General features: G+C 70.4%; 17 protein-coding genes. 12 read left to right on the forward strand and 5 right to left on the reverse strand.

What is annotated here, in order from left to right:
• Nucleotides 1-94: 94 nt before the first annotated feature.
• The 6 genes from IQ210_RS20695 (at nucleotide 95) to IQ210_RS20720 (ending at nucleotide 6291) form a co-directional block, all read left to right on the forward strand.
• Nucleotides 95-1120, forward strand: a complete 1026-nt coding sequence (locus IQ210_RS20695) for a substrate-binding domain-containing protein (RefSeq protein ID WP_194080548.1) — start codon at nucleotides 95-97, stop codon at nucleotides 1118-1120.
• A gap of 64 nt (nucleotides 1121-1184) precedes the next feature.
• Nucleotides 1185-3419: a sensor histidine kinase gene (locus tag IQ210_RS20700; RefSeq protein ID WP_194080549.1), complete on the forward strand. Its 2235-nt coding sequence runs from the start codon at nucleotides 1185-1187 to the stop codon at nucleotides 3417-3419.
• Nucleotides 3420-3430: 11 nt separating this feature from the next.
• On the forward strand, nucleotides 3431-3853 hold the full coding sequence (locus IQ210_RS20705; RefSeq protein WP_194080550.1) for a roadblock/LC7 domain-containing protein: 423 nt from the start codon (nucleotides 3431-3433) through the stop codon (nucleotides 3851-3853).
• Between the two features lies 1 nt (nucleotide 3854).
• Entirely contained in the window at nucleotides 3855-4217 is a 363-nt protein-coding gene (locus tag IQ210_RS20710) for a DUF742 domain-containing protein (protein WP_194080551.1), read from the forward strand.
• Nucleotides 4204-4767: a GTP-binding protein gene (locus IQ210_RS20715; RefSeq protein ID WP_194080552.1), complete on the forward strand. Its 564-nt coding sequence runs from the start codon at nucleotides 4204-4206 to the stop codon at nucleotides 4765-4767. Before IQ210_RS20710 ends, IQ210_RS20715 begins: the two co-directional genes overlap by 14 nt.
• A gap of 123 nt (nucleotides 4768-4890) precedes the next feature.
• Nucleotides 4891-6291, forward strand: a complete 1401-nt coding sequence (locus tag IQ210_RS20720) for a glycoside hydrolase family 43 protein (RefSeq protein WP_194080553.1) — start codon at nucleotides 4891-4893, stop codon at nucleotides 6289-6291.
• Between the two features lie 55 nt (nucleotides 6292-6346).
• Here the strand turns inward: IQ210_RS20720 and IQ210_RS20725 are convergent, their stop codons facing one another.
• A complete protein-coding gene (locus tag IQ210_RS20725) occupies nucleotides 6347-7312 on the reverse strand; it encodes an ABC transporter substrate-binding protein (RefSeq protein ID WP_194080554.1) in 966 nt (321 codons plus the stop codon).
• A 295-nt stretch (nucleotides 7313-7607) separates the two neighbouring features.
• Between IQ210_RS20725 and IQ210_RS20730 the strand changes: the two genes are divergently transcribed.
• Genes IQ210_RS20730 through IQ210_RS20745 form a run of 4 tightly spaced genes read left to right on the forward strand, consistent with a single transcriptional unit; the run spans nucleotide 7608 to nucleotide 11409 of the window.
• On the forward strand, nucleotides 7608-9956 hold the full coding sequence (locus IQ210_RS20730; protein WP_194080555.1) for a sensor histidine kinase: 2349 nt from the start codon (nucleotides 7608-7610) through the stop codon (nucleotides 9954-9956).
• The gene (locus IQ210_RS20735) at nucleotides 9953-10402 is read left to right on the forward strand and encodes a roadblock/LC7 domain-containing protein (protein WP_059195579.1); all 450 of its coding nucleotides are present in this window, start codon (nucleotides 9953-9955) and stop codon (nucleotides 10400-10402) included. Before IQ210_RS20730 ends, IQ210_RS20735 begins: the two co-directional genes overlap by 4 nt.
• Before the next feature lie 19 nt (nucleotides 10403-10421).
• A complete protein-coding gene (locus IQ210_RS20740) occupies nucleotides 10422-10847 on the forward strand; it encodes a DUF742 domain-containing protein (protein WP_194080556.1) in 426 nt (141 codons plus the stop codon).
• Nucleotides 10786-11409 (forward strand): GTP-binding protein, encoded by a 624-nt coding sequence (locus tag IQ210_RS20745; protein WP_390897611.1) that lies wholly within the window; start codon nucleotides 10786-10788, stop codon nucleotides 11407-11409. The genes IQ210_RS20740 and IQ210_RS20745 overlap by 62 nt, the downstream gene beginning before the upstream one ends.
• A gap of 5 nt (nucleotides 11410-11414) precedes the next feature.
• Here the strand turns inward: IQ210_RS20745 and IQ210_RS20750 are convergent, their stop codons facing one another.
• Nucleotides 11415-12287: an RNA polymerase sigma-70 factor gene (locus IQ210_RS20750; protein ID WP_194080557.1), complete on the reverse strand. Its 873-nt coding sequence runs from the start codon at nucleotides 12285-12287 to the stop codon at nucleotides 11415-11417.
• 135 nt (nucleotides 12288-12422) lie between these two features.
• Here IQ210_RS20750 and IQ210_RS20755 point away from each other — a divergent pair, with 135 nt between their 5' ends.
• A complete protein-coding gene (locus IQ210_RS20755; protein WP_194080558.1) occupies nucleotides 12423-12908 on the forward strand; it encodes a carboxymuconolactone decarboxylase family protein in 486 nt (161 codons plus the stop codon).
• 18 nt (nucleotides 12909-12926) lie between these two features.
• Here the strand turns inward: IQ210_RS20755 and IQ210_RS20760 are convergent, their stop codons facing one another.
• Genes IQ210_RS20760 through IQ210_RS20770 form a run of 3 tightly spaced genes read right to left on the reverse strand, consistent with a single transcriptional unit; the run spans nucleotide 12927 to nucleotide 15414 of the window.
• Entirely contained in the window at nucleotides 12927-13595 is a 669-nt protein-coding gene (locus IQ210_RS20760; protein WP_194080559.1) for an ABC transporter permease, read from the reverse strand.
• Complete coding sequence (locus IQ210_RS20765) at nucleotides 13592-14305, reverse strand: ABC transporter permease (RefSeq protein WP_194080560.1); 714 nt, start codon at nucleotides 14303-14305, stop codon at nucleotides 13592-13594. Before IQ210_RS20765 ends, IQ210_RS20760 begins: the two co-directional genes overlap by 4 nt.
• Entirely contained in the window at nucleotides 14302-15414 is a 1113-nt protein-coding gene (locus IQ210_RS20770; protein WP_194080561.1) for an ABC transporter ATP-binding protein, read from the reverse strand. Before IQ210_RS20770 ends, IQ210_RS20765 begins: the two co-directional genes overlap by 4 nt.
• Before the next feature lie 259 nt (nucleotides 15415-15673).
• On the opposite strand from IQ210_RS20770, the gene IQ210_RS20775 reads away from it, so the two are divergent.
• Complete coding sequence (locus IQ210_RS20775) at nucleotides 15674-17677, forward strand: ArnT family glycosyltransferase (RefSeq protein WP_194080562.1); 2004 nt, start codon at nucleotides 15674-15676, stop codon at nucleotides 17675-17677.
• Nucleotides 17678-17768: the final 91 nt, after the last annotated feature.

Raw genomic sequence — 17768 nt, forward strand, 5'->3', positions numbered from 1 at the left:
ACCAGTGAAAGTTCAACAGGTCGGCGCACACCCGCGTTTCGGCCTCGCTTTCGCGTTCCACCTGCTCGGCCGCACAGTGAGGTGCCGCACCCTCATGATCACCACTCCCCCACCTCAGGCATCCTCCGGATCCGGCGCGTCCGTGCGTCTCGCCGTCGCGACCGCCGCCGCCCTCCTGCTGCTCGCCGGATGTTCCGCTTCGGGTTCCGCTTCCGGTTCCGGTTCCGCCGACGCGCGGCTCGGATCGGGGGCCGAAGGGGCGATGAAGGTAGTGCTGGTCACCCACGGCGGTGAGGGGGACGCCTTCTGGGAGCTGGTGCGCAAGGGGGCGGAGGCGGCGGCCGCGAAGGACGGGGTCGAGCTGACGTACGTGAGCGACTCCGACCCGGCCCGGCAGGCCCAGTTGGTGCGGGACGCGATCGGGGAGCGGGTGGACGGCATCGCGGTGACGCTGGCCAAGCCGAACGCGATGAAGGCCCCGGTCGCCGAGGCGCGGGCGGCGGGCATACCCGTCGTCGGGCTCAACTCCGGTATCGACGCCTGGAAGTCGCAGGGGCTGTTGCAGTACTTCGGTCAGGACGAGAGCGTCGCGGGCGCCGCCGTCGGGGACAAGCTCGACGCGCTGAAGGCCAAGCACGCGCTGTGCGTCATCCACGAGCGGGGCAATGTCGCGCTGGAGGCGCGCTGCGCCGGGGTGAAGAAGACGTTCGGCGGCGAGACCGAGAACCTCTATGTGGAGGGCACCGACGCCAAGGCCGTGGACGCCGTCCTCACCGCCCGGCTGCGGCAGGACCCCGGCATCGACGAAGTCGTCACGATGGGCGCGCAGTTCGCGCTGGACGCGGTCGACTCGGTGAAGGCGGCGGGCAGCAGAGCCCGGGTCGCCACCTTCGACCTCAACAAGGACCTGGCCCGGGCCGTGCAGAACGGGTCCGTGCAGTTCGCGGTGGACCAACAGCCGTATCTCCAGGGCTATCTCGCGGTCGACTCGCTGTGGCTGTACCGCACCAACGGCAACGTCAGCGGCGGCGGGGTGGAACCCGTGCTGACCGGTCCCGCGTTCGTGACCCGGAGCAATGTCGCCGCCGTGGCGAAGTTCGCCGCCGCCGGAACCCGCTGAACGCACCCCTTTCTCCGCTCGAACTCCCCACCTCCCCCTCCCCGTTGATCGTCCAAGGAAGACCATGTCTGACCGGACAGGCCCCCGGCGCCGGCGCCGTCTCGGCTCCATACGGCTCTCCCTGATCCTGCTGGCGCTGGTGCCCAGCGTCACCCTCGCCGCCATGTGGGGTGTGACGACGACCCAGATGTTCTCCGAGGGCCTCAGGCTGCGCTCGCAGACGGAGCTGAGCCGGTCCACGGGCGCCATGGGCACCGAGGCCACGCTCGCGCTCCAGGGTGAACGCGCCCAGTCCGCCGCCTGGTTGGCCAGGGTGCCCGGCTCCCGGGCGGCCCTGGACCGGCAGCGCGCCGAGACGGACAAGGCGGTCGCCAAGCTCGTCGCCCGCTCCGAGGAGATCCAGCGGGCACCCGACCGGGTCGCGGAACGACTGTACTCGGTGGTCGCCTCGCTGGGCAGCCTGGAGTACTACCGCGACCAGGTGGACGACCCCGCCGACATCCCCGCCGAACAGGTCCTGGACCAGTACACGTCGATCGTCGACGGCCAGATCCACGCCTTCCAGGAGCTCTCCCAGGTCGACGACGGCGACCTCACCTCACAGGCGGGGCCGCTCGTCGCCCTGGAGCACGCGGCGGAGCTGACCTCGCAGGAGGACGCCCAGCTGACGCTCGCCTGGCCGAACGGCCATCTGGACGAGAAGGCCTGGACGCAGTTCGTCCAGCTGGTCAACACCCGCCGCTGGCTGGTCCAGGACCAGATCGTGCCCGCGCTGACCGGTGAGGCGAAGGCGGAGACCGAGCGCATCCTCGGGAGCAAGGAGTGGCAGACCCTGCTGTCCGTCGAGGACCAGGTGCTCGCCGCCCGCCCGGCCGGCGCCGACGGCCGGGTCGCGCTGCCCGACGCGCAGAAACGCTGGACGGCGGCGCTGGACACGGTGTCCGCCCGCTACTCGGTCCTCATCCAGCAGCAGACCTCGGGGCTGCTCACGCGCAGCGCCGACAAGGCCGACGACCTGCTGCTGACGGCCGCCTCGCTCAGTGCCGGCGGGCTGGTCGCGCTGCTGCTGTGCGTCGGCATGTCCTGGCGGATCACCCGCTCCCTGTCCCGTCGGCTGCGCGGCCTCAGGGTCGCCACCCTGAGCCTCGCCCAGGAGCGGCTGCCCGACGTGGTGGCCCGCCTCGACCGGGGCGAGAAGGTCGACGTGGACCGGGCCGCACCGGAACTGGACTACGGCTCCGACGAACTCGGCGCGGTGGCAAGGGCGTTCAACACCGCGCAGCGTACGGCCGTGGAGACCGCCGTCGAACTCGCCGACACCCGGCGGGGTTTCCAGAAGGTCATCCTCGGCATCGCCCGGCAGAGCCAGAACCTGGTCAACCTCCAGCTCAGCCGCCTCGACACCCTCGAACGCCGGCACCAGGACCCCGACGTCCTCGCGGGCCTGTACGAACTCGACTCCACGGCGAGCCAGTTGCGGCGGTACGAGGAGAACCTCGTCATCATCAGCGGCGGGCAGCCCCGGCGCAGCTGGACCGAGCCCGTGGCGGTCGTCGACATCCTGCGCAGCGCGGTCGGTGAGGTCGCCGAGTACCAGCGGGTGGAGGTGCACACCGACGAGGAACTGTCGCTGGCGCCGCCCGCCGTGGCCGACGTGATCCATCTGCTGGCCGAACTCATAGAGAACGCCACGCTGTACTCCCCGGCGCCCAGCCCTGTCGGGGTGCGGGCGACGGTCGTCGCCAAGGGCCTGGCCGTCGAGATCGAGGACCGCGGCCTCGGCATGTCGGAGGAGGACTACGCCTCGTTCAACGCCCAGTTGGCCGAGGCGCCCAAGTTCGACGTGGTGGCCCTGGCCGACGACCTGCGGCTCGGCATGTTCGTCGTCGCCCAGCTCGCCGACCGGCACGGCATCGCGGTGACGCTGCGCTCGTCGCCGTACGGCGGGACGACAGCGATCGTGCTGATCCCGCACGAGGTGCTGGTGCGGGAGGAGGACGGCGGTGCCCCGGCGGAGAAGCCCGCCCGTGAACCGGAGACCTCCGAACGGCCCGAACCCGCCGCAGCCGTCGCACCCGTCGCCTCCGCCGCCCCCTCTCCCCTCCCCCGGCGCGTCCCCCAGACCAGTCTGGCCGTGGAGCTCCGCGAGGAGGCGCCGGTCGTCGCCGACGACGACCCCGACGGCTTCACCGCGGAGCATGCCGCCTCCTCGCTCGCCGGGTTCCAGCGCGGCACGCTCCAGGCCCGGGACGCGGCCGAACCCGCCGTGCCCACCACTCCCCACGCCGACCGCTCATGAAGGACATCGCCATGACACGCCCCACCCCCGCCACGCACACCGCGCTGGACCAGTTGCTCACCGGCCTCGTGGACCGGGTCGCGGACGTCACGCAGGCCGTGGTGCTCTCCGACGACGGGCTGGTGGTCAGCAAGTCCACCGGGTTCCTGCGCGACGACGCCGAACGGCTGGCGGCGACCGCGTCCGGGCTGATGAGCCTCAGCAAGGGCGTCAGCATGGACTTCCGGGGCGGGCCGGTGCGGCAGGCGCTGATCGAGATGGCCAACAGCTTCCTGATACTGACCTCGGCCGGTCCCGGCGCCCATCTCGTCGTGCTGACCGGGCCGAACGCCGACGTCGGCGTGGTGGCGTACCAGATGAACATGCTGGTGAAGAAGATCGGCGAGCATCTCAGCGCGGCACCGCGGAGCGGTCTCGGTCCCACCGGCGCGTGAGGTGAGCGAAAGCGACGCGGTGGCGGGCCGGCTGGTACGGCCGTTCACCCTGACCGGCGGACGGACCCGGCCCAGCCGCGCCTGCTTCACCCTCATCGCCACGGTGACTGCGGTGGATCCGCCGCCTGATCACGCACCGCGCCCGCAGCCGGAGCAGGCGCGCATCCTGCGCCGGTGCGCCCGTCCGGTGGCGGTGGCGGAGCTGGCCGCGCTGCTCGACCTGCCGGTGAGCGTGGTCGTCATCATGCTCTGCGACCTGCTGGAGGCGGGCCTGATCACCGTCCATCCGCCGCACCCCGTCACCGACCGCACCCTGGACCTGGACCTCCTGCAGAAAGTGAGGGACGGCCTTGGCCGGCTCTGAAGCGCCCGACACCGTGAAGATCCTCATCGCCGGCGGGTTCGGCGTCGGCAAGACCACGATGGTCGGGTCGGTCAGTGAGATCGTGCCGCTGCGCACGGAGGAACCGCTGACCGTGGCGGGCCTGGGCGTCGACGACCTGGCCGGGATCGAGCAGAAGAAGGCCACCACGGTCGCCCTGGACTTCGGCCGGATCACCCTCAACGACCGGCTGGTGCTGTATCTGTTCGGCACCCCCGGCCAGCAGCGCTTCTGGTTCATGTGGAACGACCTGGCCGTCGGCGCGCTCGGCGCGGTGGTCCTCATCGACGTCCGCCGGCCGGAGTCGAGCTTCGCCGCCATCGACTTCTTCGAACGCCGGGACATCCCCTTCGTCGTCGCCGTCAACGGCTTCGACGGCAGCCACCCCTACCCGCCCGAAGAGATCCGCGACTCCCTCGCCCTGCCGGACGACGTCCCGGTGCTCCTCTGCGACGCCCGCGAACGCACCTCGTCCCGAGACGTCCTGATCGCCCTCCTCGACCTGCTCATCGCCTCCGCCAAGCAGGGCTAGCTCACAGGGAAACGGCGGAAATCCGCCAACCGTGCCGGAGTGATTGACGGGTAACTCCCGCCCCTCTACTTTCCATTCGCCTCGTCGAACCTCGTTCGACATATCGACCATCTGGAGAGTCGCATGCCCGCAGAGCCGCCCCCCGCTCCCCACCTCTCCCGCCGTCGCCTCCTCGGCATGGCCGCCGCCGCGCCGCTCGCCGCGACCGGTGCGCTGGCGCTCGGCGCCGGGACCGCGCACGCCGCCGACTCGGCGTACGTCATGGGGTACTTCACCGAGTCCCCGGACATGCTGGCCGCCAACTACGGTCTGCACCTGGCCGTCAGCACCGACGGCCTCCAGTGGACCCCGCTCAACCAGAACGCCCCCGTCGCCACCCCCACCGCCGGCTCGGGCGGGCTGCGCGACCCGTTCATCCTGCGCAAGCAGGACGGCACGTTCGTGGTGCTCGCCACCGACCTGTACGGCACCGACTGGACGTACGTCAGCCAGTACATCCACGTCTGGGACTCCACCGACCTGCGCACCTTCACCGGCTACCGGCGCATCAAGCTGCACGACATGAACACCCACAGCTGGGCGCCGGAGGCGTTCTGGGACGCCGGCCGGGGCCAGTACGCGGTCATCTACTCGGCCGTGAACTCCAGCGGCCACAACGTCATCATGGTCAACTACACCAGCGACTTCGTGACCGCGGGCAGCCCCCAGGTCTTCTTCGACCCCGGCTACGATGTCATCGACGGCGACATGGCGGTCGGCGTCGGCGGCTACAACTACCTGTACTTCAAGAAGAACTCGACGCTGGTCGGCGCCCGTTCGACCTCACTGAACCCGGGCAGCTTCACCGAGTTCAGCACGGCCGTCTCGCACGGCGGCACCGAGGCGCCGACGCTGGTCAAGTCCCTGACGTCGAGCACCACTTGGTACCTGTGGGGCGACACCTGGTCCCCCAACGGCGTCTTCTACGCCTGGCAGACCAGCAGTCTGGCCGCCGGCACCTGGACCGCCCTCGACCAGAAGCTCTACACCCAGCCGCTCAACTCCAAGCACCTGACGATCCACCCGATCACCACGACCGAGTACAACAACCTGATCGCCAAGTGGGGCACCCCGGCCTGGAACCGGCTCAAGTCCTACAACTACCCGGACCGTTACGTCCGGCACAGCAACTACGTCGGCCGGATCGACGCCTACGCCTTCGACCCGTACCCCGACTCCCAGTGGAAGCTGGTGCCGGGCCTCGCCGACTCGTCCGGGGTGTCGTTCCAGTCGGTGAACTACCCGTCCCGGTATCTGCGGCACTACAACTACGCGTTGCAGCTGGACGCGAACGACGGCACGTCGACGTTCGCCGCCGACGCGACGTTCCACCGCACCGCAGGTCTCGCCAACTCCTCGTGGGCGTCGTTCCGTTCGTACAACAACCCGACCCGCTACATCCGGCACTCCAACTACGTGCTGCGGATCGACCCGATCTCCACCAGCACCGAACAGCAGGACGCGACGTTCTACGTCGGGTACTGAGCACTCGGCCGCCGGCGCGGGGTCCGCGCCGGCGGCCGAGTCCGAGTGACCGGCGTCAGGACGCCAGACCGGCCGTCTTCAGCCAGTCCTTCGCGACGTCCAGCGGGTCCTTGTTGTCCAGCTGCACCTGGGAGTCCAGGTCGAGGAGCGTCTTGGTGTCCAGCTTCGCCGAGACCGCGTTGAGTGCGTCCACGCCCTCCTGGGAGAGGCCGCTCTTGTAGACCAGCGGGGTCACGTTCGCGAACCCGAAGAGGTTCTCCGGGTCCTGGAGGACCACGAACTTGTTCTTCGTGATGTTCGGGTCGGTGGTGAAGATGTCCGCGGCCTGCACGGTGTTCTTCGTCAGTGCCGCCACGGTCAGCGGGCCGCCCGCGTCGAGCGCCTTGAAGGACTTGAACTTCAGCCCGTACACCGACTCCAGGCCCTTCAGGCCCTGCTGCCGGGTCTGGAACTCGGGCGAGCCGCCGATCACCATCTCGGGGGCCGCGTCCTTGAGGTCCGCGAGGGTGGACTCGCCGGTGAGGCTGTACTTCTTGGCGGTCTCCGCGTTGATGCTGACGGAGTCCTTGTCCTCGGCGGGCGACGACTCCAGCAGCGTCAGCTTGCTGTCGAGCTTGGCCTTGACGGCCGTGTTGACCTCGTCGGCCGACTTCTGCTCCGCCTTGGCGTCGAGGTACGACAGCAGCGAGCCGTTGTACTCGGGCAGGACGGTGATGGAGCCGTTCTTCAGCAGCCCGTAAGTGACCTCACGGGAGCCGACGTTGGGCTTGTAAGTGACCTTGATGCCCTTGGCCTTCAGGGCCTCGCCGTAGATGTCGGCGAGCAGGATGCTCTCGGCGAAGTTGTTGGAGCCGACGACGACCGTGTCGCCGCTCGCCGCCTTGCCGGTGTCCTCGGCCAGAGGGTCGGAACCGTCGTCGGAGCCGCATCCCGCGAGCAGGGCCGCCGAGGCGGCGAGCGCGACGGCCATCGCGCCGGGATGCTTCCGAAGGGACCTGCTGCGTGGGGCGTTGGAAGTCACGATTCCCGTTCCGGGCTGTGTGGGCTGATGAGAGACAGAGATAAAGACAGGAGTTGGTGCGGGACAAACACGTGCACTGATCCAATCCAGCCAGTTCTTGATCAGTCAAGAGATGCCCGGTCACCAATTGGCGTCGATATGTTGCCTGTTGTGAACAACAAGTTAAGCGACCCGCAAGGCGGCGCGCCCGGCCCGTAATGGATTCTTGACACAGGCGAACATGATCCACATCCCTGGGAGACGGTAGTCTCCGGTTTGTTGGCGAGCGATCAGAATCGGTCATGAAGGAGGCCTGTTGTCCATACGGGGTTTCACCGACCGCTGGACCTTCAGGCGCAAGCTCAACCTGCTGGTCGGCGTGCCGCTGACCGTGGTCGCGGTGCTGCTCGCCTACCTCATCACCGACCAGGTCGGCCGGTCCACGGACGCCTCGGACGCGGCCCGGCTGGTCCGGGACAGCAGCGAGGTCGCGACGCTGGTGGACCGGCTGGAGGCCGAGCACCAGCAGGCGATCCTGCTCTCCGTGCGCCACGAGGCCACCAACGACGGCGGCACCCCCTCCCAGGACGCCTACCGCGACGCACAGGTCGCCGTGGACCGGCAGGTCCAGAAGGTCCGCGAGGCCTTCGGCGGCCGGCTCCCCGCCGAGGAGGCCCAGGCCCTCAAGGAGATCGACGGCCTGGAGAGCCTGCGCAACACCGTCGAGCAGGCCTACCTCCCCGCCGACAACATCGACCCGGCCTACACCAGCGCCGCCAAGGCCCTCATCGACGGCCTCGGCCTGGACCGCAACTCCGCCCTCGCGGCCACCTTCACCGGCAACCTCCTCGACTCGCTGCTGCGCGCCGACGCCGCCCACAGCGCCTTCGAGACCGGCGTCTTCTCCGCCACGACCGGCGACTCCAACGCACTCATCGAGTTCATCGGCGCCATCGGCTCCCACGACGAGTACACCCACCAGGCCGACCGCTTCGCCCGGTTCGCCACCGAGGCGCAGGCCGAGCAGCTCGCCGGCATCGAGCACAACAGCGCCCAGGCCGTCATCAACGAGCAGTACGCCGAACTCCAGATCGACCCCAGCTCCCTGCAGGCCGGCTCCCCCGCCGAGATCCGCGACGCGTTCCGCACCGCCTTCGACTCCTACCCGTCGTACCGCAAGCAGGCCAGCATCCGGCTCGGCATCACCACCTCCCTCATCGACCAGATCGCCGACCGCGCCGACGAGGCCTCCGCCGACGCCCTGCACAACGCCGTCCTGCTGCTGGGCCTCGCCCTCCTCGGCTTCCTCCTGTGGTTCGCGCTCTCGGTGGCGGTACGGCGCTCCGTGGTCCGCCCGGTGCAGGCGCTGACCGGCGCCGCCCGGCAGGTCGCCGACGTCGCCGAGCGCGAGCTGGCCCGGGTCGCCGACGACGACGCCGAGGACGACGCCCCGCCGCGGCTCGGCGAGGTGCCGGTGACCGCGCGCGACGAGATCGGCGACCTCGCCGAGGCCTTCAACCACGTGCAGACCACCGCGGTCGCCCTGCTCCAGCGCCAGGTCCTCAGCCGCCGCAACGTCGCCGAGATGTTCGGCAACGTCGGCCGCCGGGTCAGCAACCTCACCTCCCGGCAGCTGGCGCTGATCGACGCCGTGGAGCGCGGCGAGACCGACCCCGAGCTCCTCGAACGCCTCTACAGCATCGACCACATCGCGGTCCGCCTGCGCCGCAACGCCGACAGCCTGATGCTGCTCGCCGGCATCCGCGAGACCGGCCTCGGCTCCGGCCCTGCCGCGCTCACCAACGTCGTACGGGCCGCGCTGGGGCAGATCGAGGGCTTCCGCCGGGTCCAGCTCCAGGCCCGCAGCGAGGTCATGGTCGAGCCGGACGTCATCGGCGACCTGACCCTGATGGTCGCCGAACTCGTCGAGAACGCCGTGTCGTTCTCGCCCGAGGGCAGCCCGGTCGAGGTGACCGTGCAGAACGCGTCCGAGGGCGCCGTGATCGTGGTCGCGGACCACGGCCTGGGCATGAGCGCCGACCGGCTCGCCGAGGAGAACGCCCGCCTGGTGCGCCGCGAACGCCTCGATCTCGTCCCCACCAAGGTGCTCGGTCTCTTCGTGGTCGGCACGCTCGCCCGGCGCTGGGAGATCTCCGTCGCCCTGACCCGCACCGCGGGCGGCGGCGTCACGGCCGAGGTGACCCTGCCGTCCTCGCTGCTGCTACCGGCGGCGGCCGTGGCAGCGCCGACCGCGACGACCCCGGCGGCCGAGCACACCGACACCGGTCCGCGTCCCGCGTCCGACGACCCCACGGGCCCGCTGCCCCGCCGGATTCCCCGCCGCGAGGCCTCCGACGAGACCCCCCTCATCCCCGCGGCCCGCAGCGGCGAAGCGCCCGTCGCCGACGCCCCGGGCGCCTCCCGTCCCCTGCGCCGCCGCGTCCGCGGCGCCACCCTCCACACCACCACCGGCACGGTCGCCGAGCCGGTCGTACGGCAGGAGGCCCGCCCCGCCGACGCGGAGGCCGTCCGCTCCGCCCTCGACGAGTTCGAGGCCGCCGTGGAACGCGCCCACCGCGACACGGGCACGCACAACGTCGTGGTGCCCGAGGCACCCTCCACCCCGCAAGACCAGAACCACCTCCCGGAAGGAGCGGAGCAGTGAGTGAGCCGATCTCGGCCGAACTCAAGGCCGCCGCAGCCGACTTCACCTGGCTGTTGAATCGTTTCGCGACCGAGACCGCGGGCGTCGTCGACGCCATCGCCGTCTCCTCCGACGGACTGCTCATCGCGGTCTCCGAACTCCGCGAACACGCCGACTCCGAACGCCTCGCCGCGATCGTCTCCGGCATCACCAGTCTGGCGGCGGGCGCCTCCGGCAACTACGGGCTCGGCGGCCTCAACAAGGTCATCATCGACCTGGAGGGCGGCCACGTCCTGGTCTCCGCGATCGGCAGCGGTGCCGTCCTCGGCGTGGTCACCGACAAGGAGGCCAAGCTCGGCAACATCGCCTACGAGATGACGGTGTTCGCCAACCGGGCCGGCAGCGCGCTCAGCCCCCAGCTGGTGCTCGCGCTGAAGAACAGCGTCGGCTCACCGTCGGCGCTGTAGACCGGGACGGACACATTCCATGGCGGACGGCTCCCCACCCCCGGGCGACGACCCGGTCGGCCCCGCCCCCGCCGTACGGCCGTTCCTGGTCACCGCCGGCCGGGTGGCGGCCGGTCCGACCGGGCGGGCGATGCCCGTCGAGACCCAGGTGGTGGCCACCATCGAGGGTCTCGGCGCGCTCGACGGGCTCTCCTTCGAACAGCACGACATCGTCGCCGCCTGCCGCCGTCCGCAGTCCATCGCGGAGCTCGCGGCCCGGCTGCGGCTGCATCTCAACGTGGTCCGGGTCCTCGCCGAGGACCTGCGCGAAGAGGGGCGGCTGACGGTGCACGTGCCCGACTCCGAAGCCACGCACGACGCTTCCGTCCTGCGCAGACTGATCGATGGCCTGCGCGCCATCCCCGACTCCGGGAAGGTACTCCGTGACAACGGCGACAACGGCTGAACCGGCCGCCGTACGACCGCCGCTGCCGGTCAAGATGGTGATCGCGGGCGGCTTCGGCGTGGGCAAGACCACCGCCGTCGGCTCGATCTCCGAGATCGAGCCGCTGACCACCGAGGCGGCCATCACCGAGGTCGCGGCGGGCGTGGACGACCTCTCGCTCACCCCGCAGAAGACCACGACGACGGTCGCGATGGACTTCGGCTGCATCACCATCGACCCGACCCTGAAGCTGTATCTGTTCGGCACGCCCGGGCAGGAGCGGTTCGGGTTCATGTGGGACGACATCGTCGAGGGCGCGGTCGGCGGGCTGGTCATCGTCGACACCCGGCGGCTCGACGACTGCTACGCCGCCGTCGACTACTTCGAGCACAAGCGGATCCCGTTCGCGGTCGCCGCCAACGCCTTCGACGGCAAGGTCGAGCACACCCTGGACGAGGTCCGCTGGGCGCTCGACGTCGCCGACCACGTCCCCGTCGTCGTCTTCGACGCGCGCGAGACCGGATCGGTGCGGGACGCCCTGCTCGTCGTACTCGAACTGGCACTGGCCCGCACCGAGTCCTGACCCCCTCAGCGACTCACCGCGGTCTCCCGGTCCAGGCGGGACAGCTTCTCGGGGTTGCGCACCGCGTACAGGCCGGTGATCCGGCCGTCGTCGATGCGCACCGCCATGACGCTGTGGACGGCGCCGTCCTGGAAGAGGGTGAGCGCCGGGTAGCCGTTGACCCGCGTGGGCCGCATCGACAGCGTGCCGGTGATGTTGCCGAGCACCCGGGCCACCTGCGCGGCGCCGACGATGGGCGCGGGCGCGGCCTGCACGACGCCGCCGCCGTCGGCCAGCAGGACGATGTCCGGTGCGATCAGGTCCAGCAGCCCCTGGAGGTCGCCGGTCTCGACGGCGCCGCGGAACGCGTCCAGGACGCCCCGGGTCTCGGCCGGGGAGACGATCTCGCGCGGGCGGCGGGCCGCGACATGGGCCCGGGCCCGGTGCGCGATCTGCCGCACCGCCGCCGGGCTCTTCTCGACGGCCTCCGCGATCTCGTCGTACCCCAGGTCGAACACCTCGCGCAGCACGAACACCGCGCGTTCGGTCGGCGTCAGGGTCTCCAGGACCAGCAGCATCGCCATCGAGACGCTGTCGGCGAGTTCGACGTCCTCGGCGACGTCGGGGGCGGTGAGCAGCGGTTCGGGCAGCCAGGGGCCGACGTAGGTCTCCTTGCGGCGGCGCAGGGTGCGCAGCCTGGTCAGGGCCTGGCGGGTGGTCGTACGGACCAGGTAGGCGCGCGGCTCGCGGACCGTCTCGTGGTCGACGTCCGCCCAGCGCAGCCAGGTCTCCTGGAGGACGTCCTCGGCGTCGGCGGCGGAGCCGAGCATCTCGTAGGCGACGGTGAAGAGCAGGTTGCGGTGGGCGACGAAGGCCTCGGTGGCGTCCTGTGGGTCCATACGCACAAGACGCCGCTCCCGGCGGTCCTGTGACAACCGCTGCCTATGGTCCACGTCACAACCCGGCGCCGTCACAGGGCTCGGGCGGGCGGCGTCTCGTGTTCGTCAAGCGCATCCCACCGTGAGGACGACGTCATGGAACCCCGTTTCAACCTGTTCGACAGCCCGACCGCCGCGAAGATCGCCAAGCGCTTCTACAACGTCTCCCTGGCTCTGGAGGAGTCCACGCTGCCCAAGAGCCTGCGGGAGCTGGTGGAACTGCGGGTCGGGCAGATCAACGGCTGCGGCTTCTGCGTGGACATTCACATGAAGGAGGCGGCCGCCGCGGGCGAGAGCGTGCTGCGCCTCGGCCTCGTCTCCGCGTGGCGGCACAGCACGGTGTTCACGGAGGCCGAGCGGGCCGCGCTGGCGCTCGCCGAGGAGGGCACGCGGCTGGCCGACTCGGCCCAGGGCGTCACGGACGAGACCTGGGCCGAGGTGCGCAAGCACTTCGACGACGACGAGGTGGGTGCGCTGGTCTGCGTCATCTCCCTGATCAACGCGGCGACCCGGATGAACGTGATCGTGAACAACCTGGGCGGTTCGTACGAACCGGGCATGTTCACGTCCCTGTCCAACTGACGGGTGGCGGCGCGGCGTTCAACCGCTGCGCCGCACCCCCGCCGACACCGCGACCCGCCCCACCGCCCAGAACACGGCGAGCGTCGCCAGCGCCATGCCGGCGACCAGCGTGGCGCCGCCCACGACTTTCTCGTAGTCCCGTTGGTAGAGCCCGTCGATGATGAACCGCCCGAGCCCGCCCAGTCCGACGTACGCGGCGATGGTGGCCGTCGAGACGATCTGGATGGCGCCGGAACGGATGCCGCTCAGCACCAGCGGGAGCGCGGCCGGGAGTTCGACCTGGAACAGCACCCCGGCCTCGCTCATGCCCATGCCCCGCGCCGCGTCCACCGGCGAGGGATCGACGGAGCGCATCGCCTCGTACGTGGTGACCAGGATGGGCGGCACGGCGAGCACGACCAGCGGCACCATGACGTTGATCAGTCCGAACCCGTACAGCAGGGTCAGCAGCACCAGCAGACCGAAGGTGGGCAGCGCCCGCCATGCGGTGGCGATGAGGGAGAGGGCGTTGCCGCCCCGGCCGTAGTGGCCGGTGACCAGGCCGACCGGCAGCCCGATCAGGACGGCGAGGCCCAGCGCCTCCAGGGTGTAGCCGAGGTGTTCGGCGAGCCGGGTGGGGATGCCGTCGTAGCCGTGCCAGTGCGCGCTGTCGCTGAAGAACGCGTCGATGAAGTGGAACAGGTTCACCAGACTTCCTTCGCAGTCGCAGTCGCAGTCGCGGTCGCACTCGTCTTCGTCCGCGTACGCGTCACCCGGCGCGGCATCCACGGCGTCAGCACCAGTCGTACGACGACCAGGGTGCCGTCGGCGAGGAGCGCGAGGAGCGCCATGCTGAGCACGGCGTTCACGGCGAGCTCGGGCCGGTTGTAGATGTTGGCGTCGTTGATGAGATTGCCGAGGGCGCCCTGGTTGCCGATGATGCTGCCGATGCTGACCAGGCTGATGCTGGACACGGTGGCGACGCGGAGGCCCGCGATGATGGCGGGCACCGCGATCGGCAACTGGACCTGGACGTAACGGCGTACGGGTCCGAAGCCCATGGCGGTCGCGGCGGCGAGGGTCTCCTGCGGGACCGAGCGGACGCCGTCGACGATCGCCGGGACCAGCACGACGAGGCTGTAGACGGTGAGCGGGATCATCACCGTGAGCTCGGTCTGGCCGGTGTAGTCGATGAGGAGGACGAAGAAGGCCAGCGAGGGGATCGCGTAGAGGATGGTGGTCACCCAGAGCACCGGCGGGTACAACCAGCGGAAGCGGACGCAGAGTTGGGCCAGCGGGAGCGAGATCAGCAGCCCGGCGAGGACCGGGAGGAGGGCCTCGCGCAGATGCAGGCCGACCAGTCCGAGCCAGCTGTGCTGGAGGTCGCTGGGGATGTCGAAGAGGCGGTCCCAGTTCATCCGGTGACCTTCGCGTCCGCGTCGGTACGGCCCTCGTCGTGGGCGCCCCGGATCGCCTGGGCGATCGTCTGCTGGGACACCACGCCGGTCACCTTGCCGTCCGCGTCCACGGCGACGGCCCATCCGGTGGGCGAGAGCACCGCGCAGTCCAGGGCGGCCCGCAGCGAGTCGGTGCCGACGACGAACGGGCGTCCGTAGGGCAGCAGTTGGCCGTCCGTGGCGAGGTCCTCCGGCTTGGTCCAGCCGAGCGGCCTGCCGTCGGCGTCCGTCACCAGAAGGAACTCGGCGTCGACGGACGCCCCCTCGGTACCGCCGCCCGCCGTGACGACGGGTGCCATGGTCAGTTCCAGCCCCGTGGACGGGAAGAAGGAGAGCCGCCTGACACCCCGGTCCGCGCCGAGGAAGTCCTCCACGAACTCGTCCGCCGGGTGCGACAGCAGCTCGGCGGGCGGGGCGAACTGGGCGAGCTTGCCGCCGGTGCGTAGTACGGCGACCATCGTGCCGAGCTTGACGGCCTCGTCGATGTCGTGCGTGACGAAGACGATGGTCTTGCCCAACTCGGCCTGGATGCGGAGCAGTTCGTCCTGCAACCCCTTGCGCACGACGGGGTCGACGGCGGAGAACGGCTCGTCCATGAGGAGGACGGGCGGGTCGGCGGCGAGCGCCCGGGCGACGCCGACGCGCTGCTGCTGGCCGCCGGAGAGCTGGTACGGGTACCGCTTGGCGAGCGAGGCGTCGAGGCCGACCCGGTCCATGAGTTCCCGGGCGCGCTCGCGGGCCTTGTCCTTCTTCCAGCCGAGCAGCCGGGGCACGGTCGCGATGTTGTCGACGATGGTGCGGTGCTGGAAGAGGCCGGCGTTCTGGATGACGTAACCCATGGACCGGCGCAGGGTGTTGACCGGCTGCTGCCGGCTGTCCTGGCCGTCGATGAGGATGGTGCCCTCGCTGGGCTCGATCATCCGGTTGATCATGCGCAGGGTGGTGGTCTTGCCGCAGCCCGAGGGTCCGACGAGGACCGTGATGGAGCGGTCGGGTATCTCCAACGAGAGCCGGTCGACCGCCACCGTGCCGTCCGGGTACCGCTTGGTGACTGAATCTATCCGTATCAAAACGCCGAATACCCTTCGGGTCTGGCAGGAGTTGCCCGCTTTCGGCCCCGGTGGGACCGGCCGTTCCGGTGAGTCTAGACCCGTCATGTTTCGGACCTGCGAAGACGCCGTGCTGGCCGTGCGTGATCTGCTCGCCGTGCGTGATCCGCTCGCTGTGCGTGATCCGCTCGCTGTGCGTGATCTGTGAGTCCGCTGATTCTCACTCTTCCCTCAGGGCCGGCTCAGCGTTCCCCCAGACACGGCCCGGATCGTCACCGCCATGACGACCCTCGCCCCACCGCCGGCCCGAGAGCGCGGACACCGCGCCGCTCCCCCGGCCCGCAGCGACCGCCTGCGCCGCGTGTTCACCGGCGCGCCCGACGACCCCCGCTGGGCCCGCCCCGTCCTCTGGGCGATCCTGGTCCTGGCGACGGCCCTGTACGCCTGGAACCTGTCCTCCGTCACCGGCAACTCCTTCTACGACGCGGCCGTCTACAGCGGCACGCAGAGCTGGAAGGCGTTCTTCTTCGGCGCCCTGGACGCGGGCAGCTTCATCACGGTGGACAAACCCCCGTTCGCCCTCTGGGTGATGGGCCTGTCGGCCCGCCTCTTCGGGTACGGCACCTGGCAGTTGGCGCTGCCGATGGTGGCTGTGGGGGTCGGCTCGGTGGCGTTGCTGTACCGCATGGTCAAGCGGGACTTCGGCGCGGTGGCCGGCTCGATCGCGGCCCTCGCGCTCACGCTCACCCCCATCACGGTCGCCATCAACCGGGACACGAACCCCGACCCGATCCTGGTCTTCCTGATGCTGCTGGGCGCGGCGGCGCTGCTGAAGGCCGTCCGCACGGGCCGGTTGCTGCCGCTGGTGTGGTCCGGCGTGGCGATCGGCTTCGCGTTCAACACGAAGATGATGCAGGCGTACGTGGTGCTGCCGGCGTTCTTCGTCGTCTATCTGTGGGCGGCGCGCGGCTCGTTGGGCCGCCGTGTCCGCAACCTGGTCGTCGGCACGGTGGCGTTGGTGGTGTCGAGCGCCTGGTGGATGGTGGTCGTGGACCTGATCCCGGCCTCCTCCCGCCCTTACATCGGCGGCTCGACCGACAACACGGTGTGGGACCTGGTCATCGGCTACAACGGCTTCGGCCGGATCTTCGGGGCGAGTTCGTCGGTGGGCTCGCAGGGCAACGGGGCGAGCTTCGGCGGTGAGGCGGGGCTGTACCGGCTGTTCAACAGCATCATGGGCGGCCAGATCTCGTGGCTGATCCCGTTCGCGCTGGTGGCGCTGGTCGCGGGCCTGGTGCTGCGCGGGCGCGCGCCGCGGACGGACGCCAGGCGGGCGGCGGTGCTGCTGTGGGGCGGCTGGTTCGTCCTGCACTACCTGACGTTCGCGCTGGCGGAGGGCACGTTCCACCCGTACTACGTCACGGCGATGGCTCCGGGTGTCGCGGCGCTGGCCGGGATCGGCGCGGTCATGCTGTACCGGGCCTTCGTGGAGGGTTCGGCGGCGAAGTGGGGCTGGGTGCTGCCGTCCGCCATCGCCGCGAGCACGGTCTGGGCGGTCGTCCTGCTCCAGCGAGTGTCGGGCTCCGGAACGCTGTACACGGTGGCGGAGGTCGTCGCCGGGGTCGCGGGTGCGGCGGCGGTGCTGGGTCTGCTGCTGGGCCGCTTCACGAAGCGGCACCGTTTGATGGGCTTCGCGGCGCTGGCCGCGATCGTGGCCCTGCTGGCGGGCCCCGCCGCGTACTCGGTGTCGGCGGCGACCACGGCGAGCACCAACGGCACGAACCCGACGGCGGGTCCGAACACGGGTGGCGGTATGGGTGGCGGGGGCGGTATGGGTGGCGGCGGTGAGCGCCCGAGCGGGGAGGCCCCGAGCGGCGAGGCTCCAGGCGGAACGGCCAACGCCTCCCGGTCTGAGAGCAGCACCGGTGGCGGCATGGGCGGCGGAGGCACCCAGGTCTCCTCGGCGATGATCACGTACCTGAAGAAGCACCAGGACGGCGCCACCTGGCTGGTCGCGGTCGCCACCGACCAGACGGCGTCCTCAATCATCCTGGAGTCCGGCGAGCCGGTCATCTCCATGGGCGGCTGGTCCGGCAGCGACGACGCAATGACCCTCGCCAAGCTGAAGACCCTGGTGAAGGCAGGCAAGCTGCACTACATCGTGATCAGCGACAGCGGCCAGGGTTCGTCGAACTCCGAGATCTCGACGTGGGTGAAGAAGAACGGCACGGCGGTGTCGGACTACAGCGGGTTGTACCGGCTGGACGCTTCGGACGTCGGCTGACCCACGGTACGAACCGAGGGCGGACCGCGACCTGCGGTCCGCCCCGGCGTTTTCCAGTAGGGTCTCGCCACCGGACGGGCATCGACGGCGA

The organism is Streptomyces justiciae, assembly GCF_015163075.1.
In the GTDB taxonomy this organism is placed as follows: domain Bacteria; phylum Actinomycetota; class Actinomycetes; order Streptomycetales; family Streptomycetaceae; genus Streptomyces; species Streptomyces justiciae.